Raw genomic sequence first — 25,774 nt, forward strand, 5'->3', positions numbered from 1 at the left:
TATCGAATAAAATAAAAGTGGAATACGCGAAGGAGGGCTACATATGTCTGAGGAAATGAATTTAGGGTCAAACCAAAAATTTCAAGAAGGAGATATTGTGAAAGGTGTTGCTGAACAGGTTGAAGAGAAGTCAGTAACGGTTTCGATCGAGGGGGCACCTTTCGACGGGATTATACCTATTAGCGAACTTTCAAGCTTACACATTGAAAAAGCTTCTGATATAGTTTCAGTTGGCGATCAGCTAGAGCTTATGATTACGAAAGTTGAAGAAGAGAATTTTGTATTATCAAAACGCAAAGTAGATGCACTGCACGCGTGGGATGAATTAAAAGCAAAATTCGAATCTGGTGAAGTATTCGAAGCAGAAGTGAAAGATGTTGTGAAAGGCGGACTTGTCGTCGATTTAGGCGTGCGCGGTTTCGTTCCGGCTTCACTCGTTGAAGATTATTTTGTTGAAGATTTTGAGGATTACAAAGGCAAAACTTTACGTTTAAAAATTACAGAGTTAGATAAAGAAAAAGGCCGACTTATTTTATCTCATCGTGCAGTACTAGATGAAGAAAAGGCGTCGAAAAAGCAACAAGTGATTCAAAACATCCATCAGGGTGATATGCTGGAAGGTACTGTTCAGCGCTTGGCGAAATTCGGTGCGTTCATTGATTTGGGCGGCATCGATGGATTAGTCCACATTTCACAAGTAGCGCATGAACATGTTGAAGATATTTCAACGGTATTACAGGAAGGACAATCTGTAACTGTAAAAGTGCTTTCAGTCGATATTCCGAATGAGCGTGTTTCATTATCGATCAAAGATACGCTGCCTGGTCCGTGGACAGACATCGAAGAAAAGGCTTCTAAAGGCGCAATTTTAACGGGTACTGTAAAACGTCTTGTTACATTCGGTGCGTTTGTAGAAGTATTCCCTGGTGTAGAAGGTCTTGTCCATATTTCTCAAATTTCCCACAAGCATATTACCACACCGCATGAAGTCTTAAAAGACGGACAAGAGGTGGAAGTAAAAGTACTTGAGGTGAATGAAGCGGAAAAACGCCTTGCACTAAGCATTAAAGCATTGCAGGAAGATTCAGCGAGCGACGAGGATTTCGATTATGAGCTGCCTGAAGAAAATAAAGGCTTCTCATTCAGCGATGTTATCGGTGATCAGCTAAAAGGATTCAAAAAATAATAGTACGAAAACCGCCCATGTAAGCATTGCTTATATGGGCAATTTTTTGCTTTTGGAGTAGACCGGACGGATTTAGTCAAATTTGGTTGGGATTTAGTCAAAGTTAATTGGAATTTAGTCAATAATCAGGGGTTTTTAGTCAGCGCCGACTTAAATTTAGCCAAACAGCGACTATTCACCAGCAAAATTGAAAATCCTTGCCGATAAAAAACGAAATCGATTTTGAATGTTGTGAAAAAATGATATAATAGTCAAATTCGTGTATAATACGGAAAGACAAGAGTTTGGAAGGATGAAGTACAGATGACAAAACCAGTAATCGCCATCGTAGGACGTCCGAACGTAGGTAAATCGACAATTTTTAACCGAATTGTTGGAGAGCGTGTATCGATCGTGGAAGATATCCCAGGTGTAACACGTGACCGTATTTATAGTTCGGCTGATTGGCTAGCACATGAATTTAATATTATCGACACTGGTGGTATTGAAATTGGGGACGAGCCGTTTTTAGAACAGATTCGCCAGCAAGCGGAAATCGCAATTGATGAGGCGGACGTTATTATTTTCATGACTAATGGACGTGAAGGTGTTACAGCTGCAGATGAGCAAGTAGCAAGAATTTTATATAAAACAAAAAAACCGGTTGTCTTAGCAATTAATAAAATCGATAACCCGGATATGCGTCATATGATTTATGACTTCTATTCATTAGGTTTCGGTGAGCCTTGGCCGATTTCAGGTTCACACGGTTTAGGTTTAGGGGATTTATTGGATGAATGTGCCAAACATTTCCCGCAGCCGGATGAAGAACAATATGATGATGATACGATTAAATTCTCGTTAATCGGGCGTCCGAATGTTGGGAAATCTTCACTTGTGAATGCCTTTTTAGGTCAGGAACGGGTTATTGTTAGTGAAATCCAAGGGACGACACGTGATGCAATTGACTCTCCGTACTCATATGATGGACAAGATTATGTCATCATTGATACTGCGGGTATGCGTAAAAAAGGGAAAGTATATGAATCAACAGAAAAGTATTCGGTACTCCGTGCACTGCGCGCAATTGAACGCTCAGACGTTGTTTTAGTCGTTCTGAATGCTGATGAAGGCATCCAGGAACAGGATAAAAAAATCGCTGGCTACGCACATGAAGCGGGTAAAGCTGTCATTATTGTTGTAAACAAATGGGATGCGATTGAAAAAGACGAGAAAACGATGAATATCTTTACAGAACAAATTCGTGAACATTTCCTGTTTTTAGATTACGCACCGATCATTTTCGTTTCAGCAAAAACGAAACAGCGTGTCCACAATATTTTACCGGTTATTAAGCGTGTTAGTGAAAACCACGCGATGCGTATTCAATCATCAATTTTAAATGAAGTAATTGAAGATTCAATCGCACGTAATCCGGCACCAACAGATAAAGGCAAGCGATTACGTATTTACTATGCAACACAAGTGGCGATTAAACCGCCGACATTTGTTGTATTCGTAAACGAACCAGAAATGATGCACTTCTCATACGAGCGCTTTTTAGAAAACCGTATTCGAGAGACTTTCGACTTTGAAGGAACTCCAATACGCCTAATTACACGTGCTCGTGACTAAATCAATAAAAAGAGCGCTAGTTTATGCAAATGAACTAGCGTTTTTGTTCATAATAGGATTTGACTTGAAGGATAAATTTTCAACAGACTTTAAGTGAAATTGGGGGTTTTTTAATGGAAAATGTAGTAGTTTTAGGAGCAGGTTCCTGGGGAACGGCACTTGCCATTGTTTTGGCTGAAAATGGTCATAATACGCTTATTTGGTCGCATCGCGAAGATCAGGCAGCTGAAATTAATGAACAGCATACAAATAAAAAATATTTGCCGAATACGATTTTGCCAAGCAATTTAAAAGCGACTTCAAATTTGGAAGAGGCTGCAAAACACGGTTCTACTATTGTTATGGCAGTTCCGACAAAAGGGATTCGGGAAGTTTGCGGCAAGATTTCGGACTATTTAACTGAAAAAGCATTATTTGTCCATGTTTCTAAAGGAATTGAACCGGATACATTAATGCGTATTTCAGAGCTGATGAAAGAAAGCCTTGCTGACAATGCAGTAAGTGATATCGTAGTTTTATCAGGTCCTTCTCACGCGGAAGAAGTTGTTTTAAAACATCCGACAACCGTAACGGCTGCTTGCGAAAATTTAGAGGCTGCGGAAAAAGTGCAGGATTTATTTATGAATCAGTATTTGCGTGTTTACACGAATGATGATGTAATTGGCGTTGAAATTGGCGGGGCACTTAAAAACGTCATCGCGCTTGCTGCAGGGATGACGGATGGTCTGGATTTCGGTGATAATGCAAAGGCTGCCTTGATAACACGCGGTCTCGCTGAAATTACACGTCTCGGTGTAAAAATGGGTGGGAATCCATTTACATTTGCGGGACTGACAGGTATGGGTGATTTAATCGTTACATGTACGAGTGTCCATTCCCGAAACTGGCGAGCAGGCAATTTGCTCGGCAAAGGAATGAAGCTTGAACAAGTATTGGATGAGATGGGAATGGTTGTCGAAGGTGTACGTACAACAAAGGCTACATACCAGCTCTCAAAAAAATACGATGTTTCGATGCCGATAACATCAGCGTTGTATGATGTGCTGTTTAATAATATGGAACCGAGAGCGTTAGTCGAATCATTAATGCTGCGTACGAAAAAGAGCGAAATTGATGAGATGAGCTGAACTAGTATATTTTGCGGGATTTCCAATTAATTTAATAATTTGTCACAAATAAGGAGGGATACTTGTATGCCTCCTGTTTTTTTTTACCTGAAAAGGCTATAATTATTAGCGGTATCAACAATAAATAGAAAGGCGGTTTTAATAGTGCAACTTACTTTGCAGCTCATGCATCCACTATCAAATTTACTCTTAAATTCTGCACGTGGCCCATTAGCGAGCATGCATGCGTTAGATGTTATGTGGATTTCTTTTTATTCGATTGGTTTACTGTTAGTATCAATTCTCATTATTACAGCGGTCCGTAAGTGGGTACATAATATGTTTTTGTCATTTATATTAAAATTAGTAGCTTATGTCATGTTTTTTATCGGCACATTGTTAATGGTGCTTGTCGTACTTACATGGCCGAACTAATATAGGGGGAAATACATAGCATGAAATCATCATCAAAGTGGTTTGTTCTTTTATCGTTGGTCGTTTTAGTGCTGACCGGCTGCGGATCAACAACAAATTTTGACCAGTCCAGTTTAAGGCCGGATGTCGATATGCTTGCCGGTGTACAGCGTGCGGTCAATGAATTTCGTGAAGATACAGGGGTCCTTCCGATTAAAACACGTGACCAGGATACAGATATCTTCATTAAATACTTAATCGATTTTGAAAAGCTTGTCCCGAAATATATCGGCTCACCGCCGGCAAATTCCTATGAGAAGGGCGGCATTTTCCAATATATTATTTGGGATCCGGAAGAAAATCCAACTGTAAAGCTCGTCGATTTACGAACACCGGAGCGTATTCGCGAAATTAATATCCGCTTCAAAGGAACAACATATCCGCAATTCAAAGATAAAATAGTTGAGCATGTTTACACGATAAATTTTGAGAATATTGGCTATAAGGAAGATTTAACTGTACAAAGTCCTTATTCGAACAATCAGCTGCCGATTATCGTATCTGCTGAAGGGGATCTGTATGTCGATTATTCAATCGATTTATATACGTATATGAAAGACAATAATATTACAGCAAAACCGGGTGATGACATTCGAGAAATTTTGGTGGAGAACTTCCCGGTTGTTCCTGCTTACTCATTGCCGTACACGGTAGATGAAAACAATGAGCCTGTCATTATGTATGATCCAACCAAAAAAGAAAATTAAATTAAAAAGGTGTGTAAAAAGTTAAATCTTTCTGCACACCTTTTTCATATTTAAAAATGTCAGTACATATAGTGTTTTGATAATGAATACTTCTAATTGGAGAAGATTACGGTATATAAAGGAGGCAATACAATTAGCGAGCATATTTTTCAGCAATTGGCAGAACGTACGAATGGTGATCTTTATATCGGCGTTGTAGGACCTGTTAGGGTAGGGAAATCCACGTTTGTTAAGAAGGTAATGGAAGGCGTGATTTTACCTAATATCGAAAATGCCGAGGACCGTATGCGGGCGATGGATGAACTTCCACAAAGCTCACCTGGACCTACAATTATGACGGCTGAGCCAAAGTTTGTCCCAGCACAGGGAACTACGGTTGCCTTTGGGGAAAGTGCAATACCGTTTCGAGTTAGATTAGTAGATTGTGTAGGCTATGTGATTGATGGTGCAAAAGGCTATGAGGATGAGTCAGGACCGAAGTTTGTGCAAACACCTTGGCATAATGAAGCGATAGCTTTTCAGGAGGCTGCTAAAATCGGTACCGACAAAGTAATTCGGGACCATGCCAATATCGGAATCGTTGTAACAACAGACGGGACAGTAAATGGTATGTCGCGAGCAGCGGTAGAAAAAGCGGAACAGCAAATTATTGATCAGCTTACAGAGATTGGAAAGCCTTTCGTCATTGTGCTCAATAGTACGACACCGCATTCAGCTGAAACATTGCATTTACAGAATGCCTTGGCACAAAAATATGATGTTCCTGTTATTCCGACAGCCATTCAACATATGCAGTTGAATGATGTGATGCTTATTTTGCAAGAAGCGTTATTTGAATTTAATGTAAATGAAATTCAAGTGGAAAAACCGGAATGGTTGGATGTTTTAGATGATACTCACCATTTAAATGAAACATTGGCATTTGCGACGGCGCAATTACAAGATGATGCAATGAAAATCCGTGATGTGGAAGCAGCAAGTCAACTGCTTCGCGAAATAGATTTTGTAGAAAGTTGCACCGTTGAAAATATTGATGCTGGACAGGGGATTGCGACATTACGTGTCAACATTCACAACGATTACTATAAGGAAACGTGTACCGAGTTTCTTGAAAAACCAATCGATACAAAAAAAGAGTGGCTCCTATTTATTAAGGAAGCTTCAGAGGCAAAAGCGGCACAGCGAAGATTCCGCGATGCGATTGAACAAGCGAAGGAACACGGCTATGGCGTCACACTGCCTGCGATGGATGAATTTGATCCGAGCGAGCCGGAGCTGATCGAGCAAAACAATTTCTATGGTGTGCGTATGAAGGCGAAAGCCCCTTCTTATCATATTATCCGAATTGATATGGAAGCGGAATTCTCGCCATTGATCGGATCTGAATTCCATAGTCAGCACTTGCTGAAAGACTTACAGCATGCGTATGAATTTGACCGGCAGGCATTATGGCAAACGCAATTGTTTGGAACACCGCTTCATGAAGTGCTGACGGAAAGTATCCGTTTCAAAATGAAAAGTGTTCCGACACATGCGAAAAACAGAATGCGCCTTATGCTTGAAAGATTAATAAACGAAGGCGAAAGAGGTTTAATCACGTTTATTATCTAACATACTAATTGAATAGGAAGTACCTACGATTACAGGGCTGTTCACTTTTATAGGTGAATTGTCCTGTTATTTTAGGTTTTTTTCAAAAAATGTTGAAATATATACAAAACATGAAGGAATTCAGTTGCGTCGCGGTTTTCTGTATGTTAATCTTTTTACAGGATTTAGATTCATGACCCTTTGAGAGGAGGTGAATGGTGTGAATAAAACAGAATTAGTAAACTCTGTTGCTGAAGCTGCAGGTCTTTCTAAAAAAGACGCTTCTAAAGCAGTTGAAGCTGTATTTGATACAATTCAAGATGCTCTTGCAAAGGGTGACAAAGTACAATTAATCGGTTTTGGTAACTTTGAAGTTCGTGAGCGTGCAGCACGTAAAGGTCGTAACCCACAAACGGGTAAGGAAATCGAAATTGCTGCTTCTAAAGTACCTGCTTTCAAGCCAGGTAAAGCACTTAAGGACGCTGTAAAATAATTCAGTTTCTCGAGGTACATAGAGCAGCTCTCAGTTTAACTGAGAGCTGCTCTTTTTTACGTCTATGCTCAAGCGCAAGCTCCTCCGCACCATTAGGTCCCTCGTGCAAAGTGGTGAAGCGTTTACTTTTGCGTCGGGCCTTCCTAGTTTTGCGGCTCACACGAAGTGAGTCATTGGGGGCATGCCACAAGGAAGTGGCGTTTTGCCCACTCGGAGCTGAACGGGCGCTTATGCGCTTTTGTTCATTTCAGTTGTTTTTACCCAACTATGCTGAAAATAGTATAACTGTTTTGAACTTATGAGCTTTATGTGCTACGATTCAAGAGTGTATTTAACCTTTTTTGCTAAGGTATTATCAACTAGCGAAAAATTTAATATAGAATAAAAATTAATTAGATATAGATTTATATATAATAAACGTTTTGGTTTGTAGGAGGAATTTGTTTCATGTCAAATGTCGATTTAAAAAAGATAGAAGAAGCAGTAAAGATGATTTTGGAAGCAGTTGGGGAAGATGTTGAGCGTGAAGGATTACTGGATACACCAAAACGTGTTTCAAAAATGTATGCGGAAATGTTCAGCGGCTTACAAGAAGATCCGCGTGATTATTTCAGTACGGTATTCCATGAAGATCACGAAGAACTAGTTTTAGTGAAAGATATTCCATTTTATTCAATGTGTGAACATCACTTAGTTCCTTTTTACGGAACAGCCCATATCGCCTACATACCTAAAGACGGAAAAGTTGCCGGATTAAGCAAACTTGGACGCTGCCTCGAATCAGTAGCACGCCGCCCTCAACTTCAGGAACGCATTACATCAACTGTAGCGGATACAATTATGGAAATGCTGAATCCTAAAGGAGTATATGTTGTCGTGGAGGCGGAACATATGTGTATGACAATGCGCGGATTAAAAAAACCGGGTTCTAAAACAGTTACAGCTGTTGCGCGCGGTATTTATGAACAGGATGATGTAAAGCGCAATGAAGTGAATACATTCATCCAAATGAAATAATAATAACAATTATGGTATTATAGACAAAGAAATTAACACGTGGGGAGATTGTATAATGGGACAATCAGAGTATATTATTATCGAAGCAGAAGAAGATGGTGTACATGTTATTGGTTTAACACGCGGGACAGATACAAAATTTCACCATTCAGAAAAGCTGGATGCTGGTGAAGTTATGATCGCCCAATTTACTGAACATACTTCGGCAATGAAAATTCGCGGAAAAGCTAAAATTCATTCTGCACATGGTACGGTACAAAGTAAAAAGTAGTATATCGTAATTCTCACATAAATATAAAATCGTACTTATGCTTTATAACATTGAAATGGAGTAATTTCTATGAATGCAACATCTATTACACAATCGGTTCAGACGCTAAAATCTAATATTCTTCAGCATGTTCATCATAGAGCATTACTTCAAAATGTTGGACAACCGACCTTACAGGAAGAACAGCTGTTTTTTATTCAGCTCCCTTTTTTAAATGGCGCTCTTATGACTGATGAACATCAAATAAGTGCGGTCACAGTCGGGATTGTACATGCTTCACTGACAGAGCACGAAAAAGTGAAGGAAGTGGAAGCGACGAGTAAAGAACAGCAGCTGCTTGTCCTTTCCGGTGATTATTACAGTGGTCGGTATTATCAGTTACTCGCAAAAACGGGCAATATTTTCTTAATCCATAAGTTATCGGAAGGAATCGTAAAGCGCTGTGAGCATCAAATCCGTATTTACGAGGATCAAAAACGGTCACTTGAACAGTGGATTGAGAGTTTAATGACGATTGAAAGTGAATTGATTGCCCAATATTATGATGTATACGGTTTCACATCCTATACAGAACTGATGCAGCAAACGTTAACATATATTCGTTTGAAAAAAGAGCTGGATTTATTGAAAAAGGGGCAGCCAAGTTTTTTAAATAAGGCGTTTGCGGCTGAGACTATGCTGGATTCTATTATTGAAGCCTTCCAGGATCATTTATATGACATGGAGCGACAATTGAAAGAGAACTTGACGAATATTGATTTAACAGATGAATTAAAACATTCCATTGAGCAATACATCACTCTTTAGTGAATTTAGAAAGGTCTTGAAAAAAATGGCGAAATCGAAAGAACAACATGTTCATGAAGTGTTTGAAAGCATTTCAGAGAGCTACGATAAAATGAACTCGGTCATTAGTTTCCAAATGCATGTTGGATGGCGTGAAGATACGATGAAACGTATGGCAGTAAAAAAAGGTTCGAAATGCCTTGACGTATGCTGCGGTACAGCTGATTGGACGATCGCTTTATCGAAGGCAGTCGGTGAAGAAGGGGAAGTAAAAGGGCTAGATTTCAGTGAAAATATGCTGAAAGTAGGTAAGCAGAAAACCGAGAATATCCCGAATGTTGAACTGATTCACGGAAATGCAATGGAACTACCATTTGAAGATAATACATTTGATTATGTAACAATTGGCTTTGGCTTACGAAATGTACCGGATTATATGCAAGTTTTGCGCGAAATGAATCGTGTCGTTAAACCAGGCGGAATGGTTGTATGTCTGGAAACTTCTCAGTCCGAAATTCCGGTATACCGCCAACTTTTCCGTTTTTACTTTAATCATATTATGCCGCTGTTCGGAAAGATTTTTGCGAAAAGCTATAAAGAGTATTCTTGGCTGCAAAAGTCCGCGAATGATTTTCCTGGCATGAAAAAATTAGCGCAAATGTTCCGGGAAGCCGGATATGAGAATGTCACATATAAACCATATAGCGGTGGGGCAGCAGCTATGCACATGGGTTTTAAGAAGAAATAAAAGTGGGAGTAGGTTTTGACGCGTGGAAAAGATGAAAATCAAAATGCTATATGCCGATATTAAATCAGATATAGAAGTCATCGAAAACGAATTGGAACAAGCGTTGAATTCATCTTCACACTTATTGAATGATGCCTCAGTCCATTTACTGCAAGCTGGTGGAAAACGTATTCGACCAGTATTTACGTTACTAAGTGCCAAGTTTGGTGACTATAATATTGACCGAATGAAAAACATTGCCGTCCCCCTGGAATTAATTCATATGGGTTCATTGGTGCATGATGATGTAATTGACAATTCGGATATGCGCCGTGGACGGGAGACAGTGAAAGCACAGTGGAACAACCGTGTGGCAATGTATACAGGTAATTTTATATTTGCACGTGCATTACAATATGTAACAAGCATAGAAAATCCAAGAGCCCATCAAATATTAGCGAAAACAATGGTTGAGCTAGTAAATGGTGAAGTCATTCAAATTGAGGATAAGTTTCGTTTAGATCAAAGTTTGAAAGATTACTTCCGACGTATTAAACGTAAAACAGCTTTACTGATTGAATCGAGTTGTGAACTTGGAGCAGTCGTAAGTGGTGCCGATGAAAAAACAGCAAGGCACTTAAAGCGCTACGGTTATTTTGTTGGGATGAGCTTTCAAATAGTAGATGATATATTAGATTTTACAGCGACAGACAAACAGCTCGGGAAACCGGCTGGCAGTGATTTAATGAACGGTAATGTCACATTGCCGATATTGTTGATGAAAGATGATCCGCAGCTTGCCCCTTATTTGACGAAAGTGGCAGAAGCAGGATTAACGGAAGAAGAGCGTCAAAGTATGCTGGCACTAGTTCGGAATTCGGAAGCAATAAAAGAAGCAACCCATATTAGTAATTTGTATTTAAAAAAAGCATTAAAAGAGATCGAAGCATTGCCAAAGCACCCAATGAAGAAAAAACTGCGTGATATTGCGCTGTTTATGGGTAAGAGAAAATCTTAAAATAATCTAGCCAATTTATGGGCAAATCTAATATTTGTTGCAGTATGAGTAGGATTTTGGTAATATTTATCGGTAGGTGTAAAACCTTTTACTCAAATTTAAGGAGTGTTTATAATGGCAATCGAAAAAACATTTTTAATGGTTAAACCAGATGGCGTAGAACGTCAAGTAATCGGAGATATCGTTGATCGTTTTGAGCGTCGCGGTTTCGTAATGCGCGGAGCAAAATTAATGGTACCAACTCGTGATTTAGCTGAAAAACACTATGCAGAACACGCTGAGCGTCCTTTCTTCGGTGAATTAGTAGACTTCATCACTTCAGGCCCAGTATTCGGTATGGTTTGGGAAGGCGAAAACGTTATCCAATTATCTCGTATCATGATGGGTGCTACAAAGCCAGAAGAATCAGCTCCTGGTACAATCCGCGGTGACTACGCTGTAACTTTATCACACAACGTAATCCACGGTTCTGACTCTTTAGCTTCTGCTGAGCGTGAAATCGGTTTATGGTTCCCAGAAGGAATCGCTGAATAATTAAACTTACAGAAAAGCTATCACTTTTAAGTGGTAGCTTTTTTTATATGGAACAGGAAAAACATGGACTATTAATGGTATAATAAATCGGAATAATGAAACTATTTTTAGAATACATACGTATTAAAAGTAACGATTGAAACTAGTAGAAAGGGTGACATCCATGTTCTGGGTAATGATTACAATAGTCGCTGTAGTAGGGATTTTAACGGATACGTACACGAAAAATAAAAATATTGAACTAAAACGTCTTGATAAAGAAATCAAACTGGAAAAACTAAGACTCGAAACTTATGATAAAGAAACAGCGAAGATGCAGCTTGAATTGGAACAGACAAAGCAATTACTGCTTGAAACACAATTAACAGATCGATCAGACAAGTAAAATAATAATTAGAGGAGCGTAATGAAACGTATGGAAGATATTATTATTTTGTGCATTATTTTTGGTTCAGGTGCTACGATCGCATTAACCGCAATACTGACAGCACACAGAAGATCGAGTATGAAGCTGCAAATCAGAATGTTGGAGAAAGAGGCCGAGCTAGAACAGATTCGCTTGCAGAGCTACAATTCCGAAACGGAAAAGATGAAGCTTGAACTTGAACAATCGAAACAACTTTTGTTGGAAAGACACATTGATTAACGTTTATGGACGAAATCTGTTTCGGGTTCTGAAATTTTCAGCTATAATAGGCATACGTTAGATGAGGGGAAAGATGAATAATGTCAGATTATGTACAATTTATTGATGGCATTAAGCGCAAAACGGGCATTGATTTAGCTCTATATAAAGAAGCGCAAATGAAACGTCGGTTAACATCATTATATGAGAAAAAGGGATATCGGAACTTTGTAGATTTTTATAGTGCATTGGAGAAAGACCGAGAACTGATGAATGAATTTTTGGATCGCATGACGATAAACGTTTCTGAGTTTTACCGGAACGGAAAACGGTGGGAAGTATTACAAAATAAAATTTTCCCTCTGCTCCTTCAATCTAACAAACGCCCGAAAATATGGAGTGCGGCTTGTTCAACTGGAGAAGAGCCTTACAGTTTAGCAATGGTATTGTCCCATCATTTACCTTTATCTCAAGTAAATATACTGGCAACAGATTTGGATGAAAATGTTCTCCAAAAAGCGAAGTTGGGCCTATATCCGGAACGGTCTCTTGCAGAAGTGCCAAAACCAGTTCAGTCAAAGTACTTCGTTCAAGAAGGCCAATTTTATAAAGTAAAAGATGAGATTAAGCGCACGGTTAATTTTAAAAAACATAATTTACTAAGGGATCCTTATGAATCGAATTTTGATCTGATTGTTTGCCGGAATGTCATGATTTATTTTACCGAAGAAGCGAAAGATCAGATCTATGCAAATTTCAGTAAAGCATTGCGTCCAGGCGGCATTTTGTTCGTAGGATCAACTGAGCAGATATTTAATCCTGCAAAATATGATTTTGAAGTCGAAGATACATTTTTTTACCGTAAAAAATAATAGTACAATATTAGATGCTCTGTAGAACGTAGAAGCTTAAGTTGAGATATACTTTAAAAAGCTATATATGAATGCGCTTTTCGGATAATAGAGCGAAAAGCGTATTTTTGTTTCTTTTTGCTGATAAATGTGTCGTTTTCTAGTTGGAACGTTCAGAATATTCTAAAATAGATTATCAGATGGCGGAAACAGTACTGTTATTTAATTTGAAATATGTTATAGTGAAAAATACATACTTTAGCGAGTTGAAGGGAGAAAGTGTTTAATGCGTTATTTAACAGCAGGTGAGTCACACGGACCACAATTAACAACAATTATCGAGGGGTTGCCTTCATTACTTCCAGTAACAGCAGAAAAAATAAATTATGATTTAAAACGTCGTCAAGGTGGTCACGGTCGTGGTCGTCGCATGCAGATCGAAACAGATACAGTGGAAATTGTATCAGGAGTTCGTCACGGGAAAACATTAGGCTCACCGGTCGCATTAGTCGTTACAAATGATGACTGGAAACATTGGACAAAAATTATGGGTGCGGCAGAGTTGCCGGAAGATATCGATCCATCTGAAATTAAACGTCAAATCTCGCGTCCACGTCCAGGTCATGCCGATTTAGTCGGAGGGATGAAATACGGTCACCGTGATTTGCGTAACGTACTGGAACGTTCAAGTGCACGTGAAACTACAGTGCGTGTGGCAGTTGGATCTGTTGCAAAAGCATTGTTAAACGAGCTTGGAATTTCGATTGTTTCCCATGTTACGGAAATTGTAGGGATCAAAGCAGACAGCAGTTTGTTGGAAGGTAAAACAGCAGATGAAATCCGTGCAATTATTGAAAACGATCCATGTTACTGTATCGATCCTGAAGCTTCGGCAAAAATGGTTACAGCAATTGATGAAGCAAAGCAAGCTGGGGACTCAATCGGCGGTGTCGTAGAAGTCATCGTAGAAGGTTTGCCAGCGGGTATCGGATCTTATGTGCATTACGACCGCAAACTGGATGCGAAACTGGCATCTGCAATGCTGAGCATCAATGCATTTAAAGGCGTTGAGTTTGGAATCGGTTTTGAAATGGCACGCAAAAAAGGTTCAGAAGTACATGACGAAATTTTATGGGATGAAGAAAAGGGCTATACGCGCGCAACAAATCGTTTAGGCGGTTTGGAAGGCGGTATGACGACAGGAATGCCAATTGTCGTTCGCGGTGTGATGAAGCCAATTCCAACATTATATAAACCGTTACAAAGTGTTGACATTGAAACAAAGGAGCCGTTTAAAGCAAGCGTGGAGCGTTCTGACAGCTGTGCAGTACCTGCAGCATCAATCGTTGCCGAACATGTTATTGCCTGGGAAATCGCAAACGCAATTGTTGAGCAGTTCCATAGTGATCAATTACCACAATTAAAGGCGCAGTTAGATGAAATGCGTCAGTACACGAAGGAGTATTAATATGGAGATTCCGGTTCGAACTCCTTCACACTCGTATGCTGTAACGATTGGGAAAGGTATATTACGTGATGCATTAACAGCACAGAATGACTTGCTTACAAAAGCAGATAAAATCATCGTATTGACAGATGAAAATGTTTGGACAGCACAGCAAAGCTATTTTGAAGCGAACTTCCCATATACATTCGAAGTACATGTTATGCCGGCAGGGGAAAAGTGCAAAAGCTTTGAAAACTATAATGACGTGCAAACATATTTACTTAAGCAAAAGTGTACAAGAAAATCGCTCATTATCGCATTTGGCGGTGGTGCAGTCGGTGATTTGGCCGGTTTTGTTGCTGCCACTTATATGCGGGGCATTCCGTTCATTCAAGTGCCGACAACAATTTTGGCGCATGATTCAGCTGTTGGCGGAAAGACGGCCATCAATCATGAACTAGGAAAAAATATGATTGGTGCTTTTTACCAGCCGGAAGCCGTAATTTTCGATACAGCATTTTTACATAGTTTATCCGAAAAAGAAGTGCGTTCAGGGATGGCGGAAGTGATTAAGCATGCTTTAATTTCCGATGCACAATGGGTGGAAGAACTGCTCGAAGGAGATCATGTAACGGAACTTCCGGAAGATCTGTTGGCAAATTATTTGGCGCATGGCATTCAAGTAAAAGCAACGATTGTTGAGAAGGATGAAACAGAACAGTCCGTCAGAAAGTATCTTAACTTAGGCCATACATACGGGCATGCGATTGAAGCAGCTGCAGGGTATGGACGTGTAGCACATGGTGAAGCAGTGATGATTGGCCTTATTTATTCACTTCTGTTAAGCGAAAAGTACGGTAAAGTTAATCACCAGTTTACAAAGCGCTTTTTACATTTTGCAATGGAAAACGGCTATCCGTTTAAAGCGGTTCATGAGTTTACATTTGATCAACTGATTGAATATTTACTTAAAGATAAAAAAGCCGACTACGGACAATTGCAGTTCGTTCTGCTTGAAACGATCGGACAACCATTTGTCCAAAAAGTTGAACTTGAACAATGCAGAGAAATTGATCGTCAACTTAGAGCATTATTAGCGGAGGTGTAGCAATGATTCGTGGAATTCGCGGTGCAATTACGATTGCTGAAGATAAAGCCGAGTACGTATGGGGTGAAACGGCAAGACTAGTGAAAGAAGTTGCGAAACAAAATAAAATTGATCCGGAAGATATTGCCTCTGTGACAATTTCTACAACACCGGATATTCATTCCGCCTTTCCTGCCAAATCGGTACGGTCGATGCCAGGATGGCAGTATGTGCCGATTATGTGCATGCATGAGATGGATGTGCCTGGTGCACTGCCATTATGTATCCGCGTATTATTACATGTAAATACGGATACACCCCAGCATGAAATCCAACATGTATATTTAGAAGATGCGGTAAAATTAAGACCAGATTTAGTGAAATAATTGCGAGTTAGAGGAGACGTTGAGGATGAAGTGGAAACAACAGTTATTTGGAATGAAAGCTTACCAACCGGGAAAACCAATCGAAGAAGTTAAGAAGCTTTTCGGATTAGATGAAGTCGTGAAGCTTGCTTCAAATGAAAATCCCTTTGGCAGCTCACCAAAAGTAAAACAATTTTTACAAAAAGATGAATCCAATCATGCAATATATCCGGACGGTTATGCTCAAAGCTTACGAACATCATTGGCGAATTTCTACGGTGTTGCCGAGAATGAACTTATTTTAGGGAATGGTTCGGATGATTTAATCGCAATCATTACCCGTGCATTATTATATCCAGGTGTGAACACAGTCATGGCAGATTTGTCATTTTCTCAATACTGGCATAATGCAGAGATTGAAGGAGCAGAAGTGCGTAAAGTGTCATTGAAAAATGGTGTCCATGATTTAGAAGCAATGTTGGAGGCAATTGATGAAAATACATCGGTTGTTTGGGTATGTAATCCGAACAATCCGACAGGTACGATCGTATCCGATGAAACATTGAGTGCTTTCTTGGCTAAAGTGCCTAAAGATGTTTTCGTTGTATTGGATGAAGCATATGTGGAATACATTAACGATGCCTCTTATAAAGATACATTGCATTATTTCCGTGACTACCCGAACTTAATTTTATTGCGTACATTCTCAAAAGCGTATGGACTGGCTTCTTTCCGTGTCGGCTACGGAATTGCCCAAGCAGACGTTATTGCGAAGCTTGACCCAGTACGTGCACCATTCAACAATACGATCCTAAGCCAACAAGTTGCGCAGGTCGCTCTACAGGACCAGGAATACATTGCGAGCTGCCGTGAAGCAAATGAAATCGGCAAAAAGCAATTTGTAGAATTTTGCGAGCAGCATGGTTTAAATTATTTCCCTTCACAAACGAACTTTGTCATGTTTGAAGTGAAAGCTCCAAGTAATGTTGTATTTGAAGAAATGATGAAGCGCGGATTTATTATCCGAAGCGGAGCAGCATTAGGATTGGAAGGCTATATTCGGGTGACGATCGGTACAGAAGCTCAAAATGCGAGATTTTTACAACTACTTGCAGAAGTCTTAAATGAGCAAGGAGTACTTGCATGACAAGAAATGTCTTCGTAATCGGACTAGGGTTAATTGGTGGCTCTGTAGCGATGGCTTTGCAGAAGGCACCACATACAAAAGTGTTCGGCTATGATGCTCATGAACATACGCGACAATTAGCGGACACATTACAAGTCGTTCATGAAGTAGTTAAGAATCCTGCTGAGTTTGCAAAAGAGGCGGACGTAATTATTTTTGGTACACCGGTAAATGTCACACTCGACTTTATGGAACAGTTGAAGTCGTGGGAATTAAAACGCAATGTCATTATTACAGATACAGGCAGTACAAAAGCGAAAATAATGGAAAAAGCATTAGAGCTGCGGCAACTGGGTATTACATTTATCGGCGGGCACCCAATGGCGGGTTCCCATAAAAGCGGTATTACAGCAGCAAAGCCATATTTACTGGAAAATGCCTACTATATGCTGACACCCCATGAAGGGGAAGAACTAGAAAAACTTGCTGCACTGGACGATCTGCTGAAATTTACGCTCGGGAAAATGGTCGTTGTCGATGCAAAGGTACACGATCATATGACAGCTGTTGTCAGCCATTTCCCGCATATTATTGCGGCATCTTTAGTACATCAGCTTAATAGTGAAAAACAGACATATCCAATGACCTCCTCATTAGCTGCCGGCGGTTTCCGTGATATCACACGTATTGCTTCCTCAAACCCTGCTTTATGGCGTGATATTACTATGCAAAACAAGCAGGAATTAGTCGGACAGCTTGATAACTGGCTTACAGAAATGCAGCGTGTCCGTAATCTATTGGCTGAAGGTGATGCGAAGGCAATCGAGAACTACTTCAGTGAAGCGCGGGATGTCCGGGACAGTTTGCCGGTTGCAAATGGTGCCTTGTATATACCGTATGATCTTTATGTCGATATACCGGATTATCCAGGGGTCATTTCAGAAGTAACAGGCTTATTGGCGGAAAATAATATAAGTATTACAAATATACGTATCGTTGAAACACGTGTCGATGTATTCGGTATTTTGGTCATTAGTTTCCAGACAAACGAAGACCGTGAACGTGCCGCGCAATGCATTGCACACAAGGCAAAGTTTGATACTTATATTTCATAAAGGCAATGGTATTTTCTTAAAAGGGGGTTCATATATGAGTACAACATTGCAATACAGTCAACCGTCATTACAAGGAGATATTACGGTACCAGGTGACAAATCGGTATCGCATCGCTCGGTGATGTTCGGCTCCATTGCAAAAGGAAGAACGACTGTCAGCGGCTTCTTATTAGGGGAAGACTGTCTGCGTACAATTGACTGCTTCCAAAAGCTGGGGGTAGACATAGAAGTTGACGGGACAGATGTAACAATAAACAGCCCAGGAATCGACGGTTGGACAGAACCGAAAGAAGTGCTATACACAGGAAATTCGGGTACGACAACGCGTTTAATGCTAGGGCTATTATCCGGCACGAAACTACATACAATCATGACAGGTGACGCATCGATTGGTAAGCGTCCAATGCGTCGTGTTGCAGATCCTTTACGTTTAATGGGTGCGCAAATAGCCGGACGAGACAATGGACAATATACGCCGCTCGCGATTCAAGGTGGACCGTTAAAATCGATCGACTACAAAATGCCTGTAGCAAGTGCACAAGTGAAATCAGCTATTCTACTTGCCGGTATACGTGCGGAAGGTACAACGGTTGTGCGTGAGGGAGAGATTTCACGTGATCATACAGAACGTATGCTGCGACAGTTCGGGGCAACGGTAACTGTTGAAGATGGTGTCGTGTCATTGGAAGGCGGCCAAACACTGACAGGAACACATGTAAATGTACCCGGTGATATTTCCTCGGCTGCATTTTTCCTTGTTGCTGGTGCCATTGCGAAAAACAGCAAAATTGTTCTTAAAAACGTGGGGGTCAATGAGACGCGTGACGGCATTTTGGAAGTGCTTCAAAACATGGGTGCGAAAATGTCGGTTGCAATCGATGACGAGAATGCGGCAGAACCAACTGCTACTATTACAATTGAAACTTCCGAACTAAAAGGAACGACAGTGGAGGGCGCTATAATTCCTCGCCTAATCGATGAAATTCCGATTATTGCGCTGCTTGCTACACAGGCAGCTGGTAAAACAGTCATTAAAGATGCGGAAGAACTTAAAGTGAAAGAAACAAACCGTATCGATGCGGTTGTAAATGAGTTAAAGAAGCTAGGTGCAAAAATTGAAGCAACAGATGACGGTATGGTGATCGAAGGTCCGACATCTTTACATGGTGGAAGCTTGAAAACATATGGTGATCACCGTATTGGAATGATGGGTGCGATCGCTGCTCTTGTTGCGGATGGGGAAGTGGAATTGGATGATCCGGATTGCATCGCCGTTTCCTACCCAACTTTTTTTGAACATGTTAATAGTATAATGAAATAATGATTTACGGAGATGTAAAAAGAATTTACTTTTTATATCTCTTTTTTACTTTGCCGGATGATTTTTATAAAACATCCGGATTCTTTTTCTTGTGATGCATTGCTTCGTCATGTAGCATAATATTGAGAACAAAAGAAAAAGGTGAAATACACATGGAACTATTACTACAAGCGATTCAAGAAGGAAACTTAGAGGAGATTAACCGACTTCTTGAATCTTTTTTAATGGATGCTGAACCCGCAGCACAATATGAAGTAGCTGAAGCACTTATGCATTACGGATTTTTAAATGAAGCAGACCGTGTATTTGAACATCTGCAATTTTTATTTCCTGAGGAAGCACAAATTTCAATTGATCGTGCAAGTGTATTAATTGAGCTAGGTGAAGAGGATAATGCCCTTGATTTCTTAATGGGGATTGCCGATGATGCACCAGAATATCCTCAAGCACTGTTAGTATTGGCGGACTATTATCAAATGCAAGGATTATTTGAAGTGGCGGAACAACGAATTAATGATGCATTGCAAATTTTACCGCATGAGCCTTTACTACAATTTGCCAAAGCAGAATTATTATTTGAAACAGGACGTTTTACAGAGGCTGTTCGAATTTATGAAGAGCTTTATGCAATCGATAAAAAGTTTGCTGGTATAATTTTAGCCCAACGTCTTGCGGAAGTTTACCGTGCAGGTGCAGGCTATGAAACTGCCCTGGATTATTATATGGAAGCACTTGAAGAAGAAGTTACAGCAGACTTGCTGTTTGGCTCGGCCTATGCTGCATTCCAGACGGAAAAATATGAACTAGCTATAAAACAGTTGGAAGATTTAAAAGAGTTGGACCCTGATTATTTCTCAGCTTATTTACTGCTGGCTGAAAGTTATGCAATGCTCGAGGATAATGAGCGTGCTTTAAAAGTTATTAAAGAAGGTCTTAAACGAGACGAATACGATAAATCCCTCTATTTATTTGCGGGGAAAATGGCGATAAAAAATGGCAAGCAACAGGAAGCGATAGAATTTTTGAGTGAAGCCATTGCGTTGGATCCGGAATATATGGAAGCAATTTTAGTATTGATGTCTGTCTACAATACGGAACAACGTTATGAAGAAATTATTTCACTATATGAACAATTGCATCAAAATGAATTCGAATGGGTCGCATTATATCCATTTGTAGCCAATGCTTATAATGAAGAAGAACTGTTCGAAAAAGCATACGAAATTTATAAAGAGGCATATAATGAATTTAACGATGATGTTGAGTTTTTAGAGAAATATTTCCTGTTTTTAGTTGAGGACGGCAAGCGTGATGAAGCAAAACAAATTGCCGAGCGACTTGTCCAATTACAGCCTTCTGAACAGCAATGGACTGATTTATTAGAACGCTTTGAGTAAAGGGAGGATTGCATGTTGACATATTCCGTACCACTGAATGACAAAAAGTTGTTTATCAGGTGGTTTTTAAAAAATTTCCAGTTAAAAAGACGTGAAGGTGTATGGATTTTAAATTACTTATTAAGTAATGACGACTTGTTGCAAAACGTTCATTTCGTTGATGAAGCACATTATTGCCCGCGTTCCATTGTAATGTCGACAATTGAGACAACGAGTATCCCATTCCGATTTTATAAAGAAAATATTATGACATCCGATGCTGAAAAAGCATTTCATGATTTGCGAATCAATGCACATGAAGCAATTTACTTTCAGCTGAATTTCCCGAGTGTACCGCCTGATCCTCTGTATTTGGCGGTACTGGAGGAAAACCCTTATGTACCTGCTGATATCTTTATTAGTGAAAAAGACCGTCTAGCAGCAGAGCGATTACTGGAAAATAGTGTACTAGAATTCCAGGAACAGCAACTGTTAAAAGAAATAGATGAAGCGCTGGATAGTGGAGATAAAGATCGTTTTTTCGAGTTATCTAATTTATTGCAAGCATTAAAGCATACGAAGTAATTTTGAACTTTATTAAAAAAATTACTTCTTTCCTATTTTCAGAAGTTTAAAGGTACTAGGAGGAAAGAATATGAACTTTGTTGTAAAAGATGTAGACCAGTTCCAGGCACAAAAGCAGTTTATAGATACGGCAATTGTCCCGCTCGTGCAATTGGATTTTTCTGATCAAGGAATAAAGCAGAGCAGTTCTGCTTCTGAATATTTAATGACGTTGACCAATTTTATAGAACAGCAGTTTAAAGGTCGTCTTTTATTATTGCCCCCCTTTTCATATACGACGGGAACCAAGTCAGATAATATGCCAGCAACAATGGAAAAAGAATTGAAGGAAGCAGGTTTTAAAGCAGTGGTCTTTATTACCTGTGACCATTCATGGACTGAATTTAAAGAATATTTAAATATTATTTGGCTTCCGGCTATCCCGCTTGAGTCTATGGACCAGGGTGTAAAACAGAGAATTTTGGAAGACCAGTTAAAACAAGTCATCCCAACTTTTACGAAAATTTGGGTTTAACGAGCATATATGTGCGACATTTGTTTCATTAAATGTTCACAAACTACACTTTTGGAAATGAATGCTATATTGACCAACTTATTCAGTTGATATATCATAGATATGTCCTAGTTATTTACTATTTTTAAAAGTATATGTCCGTTGGACTGACCTTTTAGTAAGAGGGGGGAAAAGGATGAGTAGGAATCGAGTTACAAGACGTCAATTTTTAACTTATACAATTACTGGTGTAGGTGGATTTATGGCGGCAGGAATGTTAATGCCAATGGTACGTTTTGCTATTGACCCAATTCTTCAGTCAAAAGAAGATGGTGATTTTGTACAAACTAGCAAAAAAATTGCCGAAATTACAGAAGTTCCAGTAAAAGTGGACTTCTCGTATGAACAGACGGATGGTTGGTACAAATCAGAAGTAGCTGATGCTGCTTGGGTTTACAAAGAAGGTGACGAAATCATCGCAATCTCACCTGTATGTAAGCATTTAGGGTGTACTGTAAACTGGGAAGGTAATCCAGAACACGCAAATCAATTCTTCTGTGCATGTCATGCGGGACGTTATGAAAAAACAGGTGTAAACGTAAAAGGTACACCGCCTCTTGGACCACTGGATATGTATGAAGTGTCAGAAAATGATGGTTTCTTATTGCTTGGAAAAAAAATCGCTAACACACACAGTAACTAAATAAGTTAGGGGGTACGACACAGTGCTAAATAAAATTTATGATTGGGTCGATGAACGTTTAGATATTACTCCTATTTGGCGTGATATTGCCGACCATGAAGTGCCAGAGCACGTTAACCCTGCCCATCACTTTTCAGCATTCGTTTACTGTTTCGGGGGATTAACATTCTTTATTACAGTAATTCAAATTCTATCAGGTATGTTCTTAACGATGTACTACGTACCAGATGTAGAGAATGCTTGGAAATCAGTTTACTATTTACAAAACGAAGTAGCATTCGGTGAAATCGTTCGTGGTATGCACCATTGGGGGGCATCTTTAGTAATTGTTATGATGTTCTTACATACACTTCGTGTATTCTTCACAGGTTCATATAAAAAACCGCGTGAATTAAACTGGTTAGTTGGTGTAGGTATCTTTGCCATTATGTTAGGTTTAGGTTTCACAGGTTATTTATTACCATGGGATATGAAAGCGTTATTCGCGACTAAAGTAGGTATCGAGATTGCTGCATCTGTTCCGTTTTTAGGTGAAACGATAAAAATATTATTAGCTGGGGATTCTACGATTATCGGGGCGCAAACTTTAACTCGTTTCTTTGCTATTCATGTATTCTTCTTACCAGCAGCACTATTTGCTTTATTGGCAGTTCACTTTATTATGATCCGCCGCCAAGGTATTTCAGGACCTCTATGATCCGAAACTAATTGTACTATTTTTTAAGGAGGGGACACTATGCAACGCGGAAAAGGTATGAAGTTCGTAGGTGATTCACGTGTAAAAGCGAGTAACCGTATGCCGAACGTGCCAAAAGATTATTCCGAGTATCCAGGGAAAACAGAAGCTTTCTGGCCTGACTTCTTATTAAAAGAATGGATGGTTGGTGCAGTTTTCTTAATCGGTTATTTATTATTAACTGTCGCACATCCTTCACCACTTGAAGGCCCGGCAGATCCAACAAATGCATCGTATATACCGTTACCGGACTGGTACTTCCTATCAATGTACCAACTATTAAAATACTCTTATGCGTCTGGTCCATATAACGTTATTGGCGCAATGGTTATTCCAGGTATTGCATTTGGTTCATTAGCATTGGTACCATTTTTAGATAGAACACCTGAACGTCGACCATTTAAACGACCATTACCTACAGCATTTATGTTGTTGGCAATAGCAGCACTTATTTATACAACATGGGAATCTGTTCAGGCTACTAACTGGGAAGCAGTTCATGCTCAAGGTGAAATTACGGATAAACATTTAGGTTTACTTCCGGATGTTGAAGTAGATGAAACGTCCGAAGGTTATGAAATCTATCAGGCCCAAGCTTCATGTATCGGCTGTCATGGTGGAGACTTAGCTGGGGTATCAGGACCAATGCTTCTTGGCAATGAGTTATCAGCTGAAGAAGTTCAAGAAGTAATTGTGAATGGCCGAGGCGGTATGCCAGCTGGAGCATTTACAGGTACAGAGGAAGAACTTCAAGTTTTAGCTGAATTTATCGCAGGATTAAAAGAAGCTGAATAATTTTTTACACTGGAGAGTCAGAATATTGACTCTCTTTTTAATTTTCATTTATTTGTATTTTTTAACGAAAGCTTGCGTAACAAATAAGAACATATATAATTAAAGACGTACAATATTTGGTTTAGTTGCACACACTACATAATACGGAATAATGAAGAATGAGGAAGAAAAAGGTGAACAAATGAAAGCATATATGATGCAATTATGGTACGTATTAAACCATCGTGCCTTTTTAACATTACTGCTTATTATTAACTTGCTTGGTACAGTTTACGGCTATTACTGGTATCGAGGGCAGTTGGCAGTAACAGACCCGATTTACTATATATTCGTACCGGATTCGCCCACTGCAAGCTTATTTTTCTGTTTTGCCATTATTGGTTGGCTGATCGGCAGAAACTTCAAATTAATGGAAGTGCTTGCCTTTATCACGTTAATTAAATATGGATTATGGGCAGTTGCGATGAATCTTCTAACATTTGTGGAGAATGGAGAGTTGGGAGCGGACGGGTGGATGCTCGTTGCTTCACATTTTTTAATGGCAGTACAGGCTGTTCTGTATTTACCGAATTACCGATTTAAAATGTGGCACGTGATGGTTGCGGCTATTTGGACATTGCATAACGATATAATCGACTATTTATTTGGACAAATGCCATTTTACAGAGTCATTTACCAGTATCCAAGCGAGATTGGCTACTTCACTTTTTGGCTTTCGGTGGCATGTATAGTCTTTGCTTTTCTTGAAAGTCGTAAGCGTGAATATTTGCAACAAGACTAGAAAGCCTTTAAAATTAAAGCATAGAAAGAGATAGAAAGGGAGTTTGATAATAGTGATGTATATTATTTACTTTATCATCATTTTACTGTTACCTATATATGCACAAATGAAGGTAAAGAGTACTTACAAAAAGTTTGCTAAAGTTCCAGCTGAAAAAGGAATGACAGGTGCTCAAGTAGCACGTTATATTTTAGACCAACATGGTTTAACAGATGTTCGTGTTGTACCGACTCAAGGTTTTTTAGCTGACCACTATAATCCTGCAACTAAAACGGTTGCTTTGTCTGAAGACAACTACTACAATTCTTCAATCGCCGGTACATCTGTAGCAGCGCACGAAGTCGGTCATGCGATACAGCATGCGGAGGCTTATTCGTTCTTAACATTACGTTCGAAATTAGTGCCGGTAGCTAATATTTCATCGAATATGTCTTGGATTTTTGTAATAATCGGTATTTTAGCTTCATCTTCAGGTTTCCTGTTGCTAGGTATTGCTTTATTATTAGCGGGTGTGGTGTTCCAAGTTGTAACATTACCGGTAGAGTTCGATGCATCCAAACGTGCGATGAATGAAGTCGTATCTTTAGGGATTATCAACAATACTGAAGAACGCTCAGCGCGTAAAGTATTAAATGCAGCGGCAATGACATACGTGGCAGCAGCAGCTGTAGCAATAATGGAACTATTACGTTTAATCCTGATTTACACAGGCATGTCTTCGGAAGATTAATTTTTAAACTAATAGAAATTTAAAAAGTCATTTTCTCATTAGGGAAAATGACTTTTTTGTTTTGAACATTATTTAAGCATTTATCGATCTTATTAAGTTGTGTCCGCTTTGATTA

30 protein-coding genes are annotated in these 25,774 nt (G+C 39.5%); all 30 read left to right on the forward strand.

The features are described 5' to 3' along the window. Window positions 1-43 precede the first annotated feature (43 nt). The 30 genes from rpsA to B5473_RS13185 all read left to right on the forward strand — a co-directional run bounded on the left by rpsA (window position 44) and on the right by B5473_RS13185 (window position 25,659). Entirely contained in the window at window positions 44-1,186 is a 1,143-nt protein-coding gene (gene rpsA, locus B5473_RS13040; protein WP_079525839.1) for a 30S ribosomal protein S1, read from the forward strand. A 303-nt stretch (window positions 1,187-1,489) separates the two neighbouring features. Then, window positions 1,490-2,800, forward strand: coding sequence for a ribosome biogenesis GTPase Der (der, locus tag B5473_RS13045; RefSeq protein ID WP_079525841.1), 1,311 nt, complete (start codon window positions 1,490-1,492; stop codon window positions 2,798-2,800). A gap of 113 nt (window positions 2,801-2,913) precedes the next feature. Continuing rightward, on the forward strand, window positions 2,914-3,927 hold the full coding sequence (locus B5473_RS13050; RefSeq protein ID WP_079525843.1) for an NAD(P)H-dependent glycerol-3-phosphate dehydrogenase: 1,014 nt from the start codon (window positions 2,914-2,916) through the stop codon (window positions 3,925-3,927). Window positions 3,928-4,071: 144 nt separating this feature from the next. Continuing rightward, window positions 4,072-4,341 (forward strand): DUF2768 domain-containing protein, encoded by a 270-nt coding sequence (locus B5473_RS13055; RefSeq protein WP_079525845.1) that lies wholly within the window; start codon window positions 4,072-4,074, stop codon window positions 4,339-4,341. A 20-nt stretch (window positions 4,342-4,361) separates the two neighbouring features. After that, window positions 4,362-5,087, forward strand: coding sequence for a hypothetical protein (locus B5473_RS13060; protein WP_079525847.1), 726 nt, complete (start codon window positions 4,362-4,364; stop codon window positions 5,085-5,087). A 96-nt stretch (window positions 5,088-5,183) separates the two neighbouring features. Beyond that, window positions 5,184-6,698 carry a stage IV sporulation protein A gene (gene spoIVA, locus B5473_RS13065; protein ID WP_368483379.1) on the forward strand — a complete coding sequence of 505 codons (1,515 nt, stop codon included), beginning with the start codon at window positions 5,184-5,186 and terminating at the stop codon, window positions 6,696-6,698. A 199-nt stretch (window positions 6,699-6,897) separates the two neighbouring features. Further along, window positions 6,898-7,170, forward strand: coding sequence for an HU family DNA-binding protein (locus B5473_RS13070; RefSeq protein WP_004232618.1), 273 nt, complete (start codon window positions 6,898-6,900; stop codon window positions 7,168-7,170). Between the two features lie 447 nt (window positions 7,171-7,617). Further along, window positions 7,618-8,187 carry a GTP cyclohydrolase I FolE gene (folE, locus tag B5473_RS13075; RefSeq protein WP_079525849.1) on the forward strand — a complete coding sequence of 190 codons (570 nt, stop codon included), beginning with the start codon at window positions 7,618-7,620 and terminating at the stop codon, window positions 8,185-8,187. Between the two features lie 55 nt (window positions 8,188-8,242). Next, window positions 8,243-8,458 carry a trp RNA-binding attenuation protein MtrB gene (gene mtrB / locus B5473_RS13080; protein ID WP_008404919.1) on the forward strand — a complete coding sequence of 72 codons (216 nt, stop codon included), beginning with the start codon at window positions 8,243-8,245 and terminating at the stop codon, window positions 8,456-8,458. A 69-nt stretch (window positions 8,459-8,527) separates the two neighbouring features. Beyond that, complete coding sequence (locus tag B5473_RS13085; protein WP_079525851.1) at window positions 8,528-9,265, forward strand: heptaprenyl diphosphate synthase component 1; 738 nt, start codon at window positions 8,528-8,530, stop codon at window positions 9,263-9,265. A 25-nt stretch (window positions 9,266-9,290) separates the two neighbouring features. Then, window positions 9,291-9,992 (forward strand): demethylmenaquinone methyltransferase, encoded by a 702-nt coding sequence (locus tag B5473_RS13090; protein ID WP_079525853.1) that lies wholly within the window; start codon window positions 9,291-9,293, stop codon window positions 9,990-9,992. Window positions 9,993-10,014: 22 nt separating this feature from the next. Continuing rightward, the gene (gene hepT / locus B5473_RS13095; protein WP_079525855.1) at window positions 10,015-10,989 is read left to right on the forward strand and encodes a heptaprenyl diphosphate synthase component II; all 975 of its coding nucleotides are present in this window, start codon (window positions 10,015-10,017) and stop codon (window positions 10,987-10,989) included. A 114-nt stretch (window positions 10,990-11,103) separates the two neighbouring features. Then, a complete protein-coding gene (gene ndk / locus B5473_RS13100; protein WP_008404915.1) occupies window positions 11,104-11,523 on the forward strand; it encodes a nucleoside-diphosphate kinase in 420 nt (139 codons plus the stop codon). A 136-nt stretch (window positions 11,524-11,659) separates the two neighbouring features. Further along, a complete protein-coding gene (locus B5473_RS13105) occupies window positions 11,660-11,908 on the forward strand; it encodes a hypothetical protein (protein WP_439848471.1) in 249 nt (82 codons plus the stop codon). 21 nt (window positions 11,909-11,929) lie between these two features. Then, the gene (locus B5473_RS13110; protein ID WP_079525859.1) at window positions 11,930-12,169 is read left to right on the forward strand and encodes a hypothetical protein; all 240 of its coding nucleotides are present in this window, start codon (window positions 11,930-11,932) and stop codon (window positions 12,167-12,169) included. Window positions 12,170-12,249: 80 nt separating this feature from the next. After that, window positions 12,250-13,020 (forward strand): CheR family methyltransferase, encoded by a 771-nt coding sequence (locus B5473_RS13115; RefSeq protein ID WP_079525861.1) that lies wholly within the window; start codon window positions 12,250-12,252, stop codon window positions 13,018-13,020. Between the two features lie 265 nt (window positions 13,021-13,285). Further along, the gene (gene aroC, locus B5473_RS13120; protein ID WP_079525863.1) at window positions 13,286-14,467 is read left to right on the forward strand and encodes a chorismate synthase; all 1,182 of its coding nucleotides are present in this window, start codon (window positions 13,286-13,288) and stop codon (window positions 14,465-14,467) included. Window position 14,468: 1 nt separating this feature from the next. After that, complete coding sequence (gene aroB, locus B5473_RS13125; RefSeq protein ID WP_079525865.1) at window positions 14,469-15,554, forward strand: 3-dehydroquinate synthase; 1,086 nt, start codon at window positions 14,469-14,471, stop codon at window positions 15,552-15,554. 2 nt (window positions 15,555-15,556) lie between these two features. Continuing rightward, the gene (aroH, locus tag B5473_RS13130) at window positions 15,557-15,919 is read left to right on the forward strand and encodes a chorismate mutase (protein WP_079525867.1); all 363 of its coding nucleotides are present in this window, start codon (window positions 15,557-15,559) and stop codon (window positions 15,917-15,919) included. A gap of 25 nt (window positions 15,920-15,944) precedes the next feature. Continuing rightward, on the forward strand, window positions 15,945-17,045 hold the full coding sequence (gene hisC / locus B5473_RS13135) for a histidinol-phosphate transaminase (protein ID WP_079525869.1): 1,101 nt from the start codon (window positions 15,945-15,947) through the stop codon (window positions 17,043-17,045). Continuing rightward, window positions 17,042-18,139, forward strand: coding sequence for a prephenate dehydrogenase (locus B5473_RS13140; RefSeq protein WP_079525871.1), 1,098 nt, complete (start codon window positions 17,042-17,044; stop codon window positions 18,137-18,139). The genes hisC and B5473_RS13140 overlap by 4 nt, the downstream gene beginning before the upstream one ends. A 34-nt stretch (window positions 18,140-18,173) precedes the next feature. Next, window positions 18,174-19,460, forward strand: a complete 1,287-nt coding sequence (gene aroA / locus B5473_RS13145) for a 3-phosphoshikimate 1-carboxyvinyltransferase (RefSeq protein WP_079525873.1) — start codon at window positions 18,174-18,176, stop codon at window positions 19,458-19,460. A gap of 152 nt (window positions 19,461-19,612) precedes the next feature. Continuing rightward, complete coding sequence (locus B5473_RS13150; RefSeq protein WP_079525875.1) at window positions 19,613-20,857, forward strand: tetratricopeptide repeat protein; 1,245 nt, start codon at window positions 19,613-19,615, stop codon at window positions 20,855-20,857. Between the two features lie 15 nt (window positions 20,858-20,872). Further along, window positions 20,873-21,421, forward strand: a complete 549-nt coding sequence (locus B5473_RS13155) for a ReoY family proteolytic degradation factor (RefSeq protein ID WP_079528701.1) — start codon at window positions 20,873-20,875, stop codon at window positions 21,419-21,421. Window positions 21,422-21,491: 70 nt separating this feature from the next. Next, complete coding sequence (locus B5473_RS13160) at window positions 21,492-21,935, forward strand: YpiF family protein (protein ID WP_079525877.1); 444 nt, start codon at window positions 21,492-21,494, stop codon at window positions 21,933-21,935. A gap of 175 nt (window positions 21,936-22,110) precedes the next feature. Continuing rightward, window positions 22,111-22,617, forward strand: coding sequence for a QcrA and Rieske domain-containing protein (locus B5473_RS13165; RefSeq protein WP_079525879.1), 507 nt, complete (start codon window positions 22,111-22,113; stop codon window positions 22,615-22,617). A 22-nt stretch (window positions 22,618-22,639) separates the two neighbouring features. Next, window positions 22,640-23,314, forward strand: coding sequence for a menaquinol-cytochrome c reductase cytochrome b subunit (gene qcrB, locus B5473_RS13170; protein WP_008404891.1), 675 nt, complete (start codon window positions 22,640-22,642; stop codon window positions 23,312-23,314). A gap of 39 nt (window positions 23,315-23,353) precedes the next feature. Then, complete coding sequence (locus tag B5473_RS13175; RefSeq protein WP_079525881.1) at window positions 23,354-24,148, forward strand: menaquinol-cytochrome c reductase cytochrome b/c subunit; 795 nt, start codon at window positions 23,354-23,356, stop codon at window positions 24,146-24,148. Window positions 24,149-24,329: 181 nt separating this feature from the next. After that, complete coding sequence (locus B5473_RS13180) at window positions 24,330-24,929, forward strand: DUF1405 domain-containing protein (protein WP_079528704.1); 600 nt, start codon at window positions 24,330-24,332, stop codon at window positions 24,927-24,929. A 55-nt stretch (window positions 24,930-24,984) separates the two neighbouring features. Beyond that, window positions 24,985-25,659 carry a zinc metallopeptidase gene (locus B5473_RS13185; RefSeq protein WP_176142122.1) on the forward strand — a complete coding sequence of 225 codons (675 nt, stop codon included), beginning with the start codon at window positions 24,985-24,987 and terminating at the stop codon, window positions 25,657-25,659. Window positions 25,660-25,774: the final 115 nt, after the last annotated feature.

This window comes from Solibacillus isronensis, assembly GCF_900168685.1.
Classification (GTDB): Bacteria; Bacillota; Bacilli; order Bacillales_A; family Planococcaceae; genus Solibacillus; species Solibacillus isronensis_A.

Excerpts from the sequence above, each read along its gene's own strand:
- aroA (WP_079525873.1), top strand. The coding sequence starts at position 18,174 with ATGAGTACAACATTGCAATACAGTCAACCGTCATTACAAGGAGATATT.
- B5473_RS13115 (WP_079525861.1), top strand. The coding sequence starts at position 12,250 with ATGTCAGATTATGTACAATTTATTGATGGCATTAAGCGCAAAACGGGC.
- rpsA (WP_079525839.1), top strand. The coding sequence starts at position 44 with ATGTCTGAGGAAATGAATTTAGGGTCAAACCAAAAATTTCAAGAAGGA.
- B5473_RS13050 (WP_079525843.1), top strand. The coding sequence starts at position 2,914 with ATGGAAAATGTAGTAGTTTTAGGAGCAGGTTCCTGGGGAACGGCACTT.
- B5473_RS13085 (WP_079525851.1), top strand. The coding sequence starts at position 8,528 with ATGAATGCAACATCTATTACACAATCGGTTCAGACGCTAAAATCTAAT.
- folE (WP_079525849.1), top strand. The coding sequence starts at position 7,618 with ATGTCAAATGTCGATTTAAAAAAGATAGAAGAAGCAGTAAAGATGATT.
- B5473_RS13160 (WP_079525877.1), top strand. The coding sequence starts at position 21,492 with ATGAACTTTGTTGTAAAAGATGTAGACCAGTTCCAGGCACAAAAGCAG.
- B5473_RS13180 (WP_079528704.1), top strand. The coding sequence starts at position 24,330 with ATGAAAGCATATATGATGCAATTATGGTACGTATTAAACCATCGTGCC.
- der (WP_079525841.1), top strand. The coding sequence starts at position 1,490 with ATGACAAAACCAGTAATCGCCATCGTAGGACGTCCGAACGTAGGTAAA.
- mtrB (WP_008404919.1), top strand. The coding sequence starts at position 8,243 with ATGGGACAATCAGAGTATATTATTATCGAAGCAGAAGAAGATGGTGTA.
- aroC (WP_079525863.1), top strand. The coding sequence starts at position 13,286 with ATGCGTTATTTAACAGCAGGTGAGTCACACGGACCACAATTAACAACA.
- B5473_RS13090 (WP_079525853.1), top strand. The coding sequence starts at position 9,291 with ATGGCGAAATCGAAAGAACAACATGTTCATGAAGTGTTTGAAAGCATT.
- aroH (WP_079525867.1), top strand. The coding sequence starts at position 15,557 with ATGATTCGTGGAATTCGCGGTGCAATTACGATTGCTGAAGATAAAGCC.
- ndk (WP_008404915.1), top strand. The coding sequence starts at position 11,104 with ATGGCAATCGAAAAAACATTTTTAATGGTTAAACCAGATGGCGTAGAA.
- B5473_RS13165 (WP_079525879.1), top strand. The coding sequence starts at position 22,111 with ATGAGTAGGAATCGAGTTACAAGACGTCAATTTTTAACTTATACAATT.
- aroB (WP_079525865.1), top strand. The coding sequence starts at position 14,469 with ATGGAGATTCCGGTTCGAACTCCTTCACACTCGTATGCTGTAACGATT.
- B5473_RS13185 (WP_176142122.1), top strand. The coding sequence starts at position 24,985 with ATGTATATTATTTACTTTATCATCATTTTACTGTTACCTATATATGCA.
- B5473_RS13175 (WP_079525881.1), top strand. The coding sequence starts at position 23,354 with ATGCAACGCGGAAAAGGTATGAAGTTCGTAGGTGATTCACGTGTAAAA.
- hisC (WP_079525869.1), top strand. The coding sequence starts at position 15,945 with ATGAAGTGGAAACAACAGTTATTTGGAATGAAAGCTTACCAACCGGGA.
- B5473_RS13140 (WP_079525871.1), top strand. The coding sequence starts at position 17,042 with ATGACAAGAAATGTCTTCGTAATCGGACTAGGGTTAATTGGTGGCTCT.
- B5473_RS13110 (WP_079525859.1), top strand. The coding sequence starts at position 11,930 with ATGAAACGTATGGAAGATATTATTATTTTGTGCATTATTTTTGGTTCA.
- B5473_RS13150 (WP_079525875.1), top strand. The coding sequence starts at position 19,613 with ATGGAACTATTACTACAAGCGATTCAAGAAGGAAACTTAGAGGAGATT.
- B5473_RS13060 (WP_079525847.1), top strand. The coding sequence starts at position 4,362 with ATGAAATCATCATCAAAGTGGTTTGTTCTTTTATCGTTGGTCGTTTTA.